The organism is Candidatus Magnetominusculus xianensis (assembly GCA_001541255.1).
Lineage (GTDB): Bacteria > Nitrospirota > Thermodesulfovibrionia > Thermodesulfovibrionales > Magnetobacteriaceae > Magnetominusculus > Magnetominusculus xianensis.
This window is the reverse complement of record LNQR01000147.1, coordinates 1-3,368: the sequence shown is the minus strand read 5'-3', so window position 1 is coordinate 3,368 and position 3,368 is coordinate 1. Positions and strand designations below refer to the sequence as shown.

At 46.1% G+C, this 3,368-nt stretch carries 2 protein-coding genes; both read right to left on the bottom strand.

Annotated elements, in window-relative coordinates:
- The coding region (locus tag ASN18_RS16750; RefSeq protein ID WP_236861862.1) for an RCC1 domain-containing protein at positions 1 to 2,807 on the bottom strand (2,807 nt) is incomplete at its 3' end.
- Positions 2,808 to 2,936: 129 nt separating this feature from the next.
- Positions 2,937 to 3,221: a PilZ domain-containing protein gene (locus tag ASN18_RS16745; protein WP_085053926.1), complete on the bottom strand. Its 285-nt coding sequence runs from the start codon at positions 3,219 to 3,221 to the stop codon at positions 2,937 to 2,939.
- Between the last annotated feature and the right edge of the window lie 147 nt (positions 3,222 to 3,368).

Genomic DNA, 3,368 nt, shown 5'->3' with positions numbered 1-3,368 from the left:
GTACCGTTACCGTTGCTTGCCCCCGTTACAGTATAGATGTTGACAGAGAATATGGCAGCAATGCTATGGTTTCCTGTAACATTGCTTATTGTATAGGTGTTACCTGCCACCTGAGACAACACGTCTTCGTTGTTGTCTGTAAGGCTTGCAAGGCCGTAGCCTGAGTTCGGTGCTATGGTACATGTCGATGACCCTCCGCTCGATACGCTTGTCGGCGTACAGCTTATTGTACCTCCAGCACCAGCCGATGCGGATACAGCGTATTGGTTCAATGTAAAACTCGCCGTTACGGAACAACTACTGGTTACTTTGGTTACTGTATATGTGTTTCCAGATAATGTACCGCCGCCGCAGGTGTCGCTCACTGATGCCGTATACCCTGTGTTCGGTGTTACTGTAAATGTTGTTGAGCCGCCATTAGCCACTGTCTTCGAAGCTGGTGATATGGTACCGCCAGAACCGTTGACTGAGGCCGTTACCGTAAGCGCTGGAGTGAATGTAGCGGCTAAACTACATGCTCCTGTTATAGGAGCTGTGGTAAATGTATTGCCATTTAGTGTCCCTGAACAGCCGGTTACCGTATTTATTTGGTATCCAGCATTTGGTGTGAGCGTAAAGCTTGCTGTACTTCCATGCTTCACCGTTTGGCTTGCTGGGCTGACACTTCCACCACCACCGCTTACAGATGCCGTTATATTATAACTTACCAACCCGAATGATGCTACAAGGGTGTGTTCTGTTGTTACACTATTGATTGTGTATTTGTTACCGCTTACAAGACCTATTACATCTGCACCATTGTCCGAAAGCGAGGTTAAAGCATATCCCGTATTCGGAGTGGCAGTACATAAGGAACTCTTAGGTAAAAACAGATTTATGGCTACTGGCGATGGATTACATGAAAAAACACCATTTGAGCCAGTTACAGATGTATTAATAGCAAAGGATACGTTGGTTTGTCCATCGGAATTCAACCCCCATGCAACAACAGACCCGTCTCCTTTTACTGCTACTGTATGAAACAATCCGGAAGCTATCGCAACAACACCGTTTACCCCAACTGGTACGGTTGCCTGTTCATATGGTACAGTTGCCTGGCCATAGTCATTTCGCCCCCATGCAACAACAGTCCCATCTCTTTTTAATGCTACTGTATGGGAATCTCCGACGGATATGGCAACAACACCGCTTAATCCGCTTGGCACAGTTGTCTGTCCATAAGAATTATTCCCCCATGTAACAACCGTTCCATCTCTCTTTAACGCTACTGTATGTCCACCCCCGGCAGCTATCGCAACAACACCGCTTAATCCACTTGGCACATTCGTCTGTCCATACGAATTATTCCCCCATGCAACAACAGTCCCGTCTCCTTTTAGCGCTACTGAATAATAATCCCCGGCAGCTATCGCAACAACACCGCTTAGTCCGCTTGGCACAGTTGTCTGTCCATAGTAATATTGCTGCCCGCTTGCAATCCCCCATGAAACAACAGTTCCATCTCCCTTTAACGCTACTGAATGATAATAGCCGGCAGCTATCGCAACAACACCGCTTAATCCACTGGGTACAGTTGTCTGTCCATACGAATTATTCCCCCATGCAACAACCGTCCCATCTCTCTTTAACGCTAACGAGTGGCCCCATCCAGCAACTGTTGCAGCAACATCGCTTAATCCACTTGGCACATTCGTTTGTCCATAGTTATTTCGCCCCCTTGCAACAACAGTTCCATCCCTCTTTAAACCTAATGTATGATATCCTCCTGCAGAGATACCTATACCTATCGGTATATCTGGAAAATTCCATAGTTTGAGCCCACTTGGAATTTTCCCCTGACCATAATCGCTATATCCCCAGAAAACAAGAGTTCCGTCTCTCTTTGCTACTACGTTATGATACCCTCCGGCAGCTATCGCAACAACATCGCTTAATCCACTTGGGATATTCATCTGACCACACTGACTCTGCCCCCAAACAACAACCGTCCCATCTCCCTTTAACGCTATTGAATGATAATACCCAGCATCTATCGCAACAACACCGCTCAATCCACTTGGCACATTCGCCTGTCCATAGTAATATTGCCCGCTTGTAACCCCCCAAGCAACAACCGTCCCATCTCCCTTTAACGCTAATGTATGATATCCTCCTCCAGCTATCGCAATGACACCGCTTAATCCACTTGGTACATTCGTCTGACCAACGGAATTATCACCCCAAGCGACAACCGTCCCATCTCTCTTTAACGCTGCTGAATGGTATCCTCCACCAGCTATTGAAGCAACATTGCTTAAATCACTCGGTACATTCGTCTGTCCATACGCATTATACCCCCAAGCAACAACCGTCCCGTCTCCCTTTAACGCTAATACGTGACCCCATCCGCCAGCTATCTCAACAACGCTTAAACCACTTGGTACCGAATTATTACCCCAGCCCCCCCAACCAGCAACAGTTCCGTCTCCCTTTAATGCTACTGAATGATACCCTCCGGCTGCTACTCCTACAACACCGCTTAAACCACTTGGTACAATCGACTGACCCCAATTGTTATAGCTCTGTGGATAACCATCCAACCCCCAAGCAGCAACCGTCCCGTCTTTTTTCAGTGTCATTGTATGCATATGTCCGCCACTTATCCTCTGGCCATACAATTTATAGACACCAGAACCAGCACCACCACCAGCGTATGCCATTACATTATCTGCACTCCCGACAAGAAACAGACACGACAGCAAAAATACCATAAAACTCACATGACCTACCCTTCGACTTAACGATTTACTTACCCCAATTGCATTCATTTTCATTCCTCCTATTATAATTGCGACTGTTAATGATATAAAACACTTCTTATGAAACCTCCACACGGTTAATACTCTGGACTGAAATAATTGAACCGTCATATCATGAACAATAAGCGCCTTGTGCTACTACATGATAAATCTCAGCCCTGCCTCACATCCGCCCTCACAGCGGTCTGACCACATTATCTCTGCATAGACAGGGGCGGTTACACCCTCGCCGACAGGGATAAACAACTGTAATACTTTACCTTTAACGAGAAGTTGATCCAGAACCAGGCCTATACCTCCATTGCCTATGTTAAAACTTGTTGCTGTCTTTTGGGATAAAGACGCATCCTCCACTGTCCTAAACTCAATAGTACTGTTTAGCGGCTTTCTTTCGTGTGTCCTTTCATCTTTGTTCGACTTCATGGTCTATGAAAACATTTACCAAAATTGGTAGTCAATCCCTCAAAAGAGGGATTTTTCCAGCAATTCTCGGTGAAGTAAGAAAGGGAGGGAGGAAAGGGAGAATAGAGAGGGAGAACGAAATATTTTTCGCGCAGATGGAATATATAC